Here is a 275-nt window from a genome sequence, read left to right on the forward strand (position 1 = left end):
TACTCAGATGGACTTGAGAACGACGAAAGGCTTCGTGAACTCTTCGAGTTGAAGCTCATCGTACGCATGTACGGGTCGCCCCGTCAGCAGATCGATGAATGAACGGTGTTGGAGGGCCACCGGGAGGGCTATGCGCGTTCCGGCCCATGGAATCGAAGTACTCAGGTCGTCAACGCCGAGCCACAAGCGGGGCGTGACTACAACAACGACATCTGTTTGATCAGCACGAGCATAGGCAAGAACATTGATTGCTCGGCGACCGGAAGCGATAAGTG

General features: G+C 55.3%; 1 protein-coding gene. It reads right to left on the reverse strand.

Going from position 1 to position 275, the window contains the following annotated elements; all coding sequences use genetic code 11:
- Positions 1 to 3: 3 nt before the first annotated feature.
- A partial coding sequence (locus SB659_RS19450) for a hypothetical protein (RefSeq protein WP_410551588.1) occupies positions 4 to 275 on the reverse strand: 272 nt, incomplete at its 5' end.

This window comes from Arthrobacter sp. SIMBA_036 (assembly GCF_046535135.1).
GTDB lineage: Bacteria > Actinomycetota > Actinomycetes > Actinomycetales > Micrococcaceae > Arthrobacter.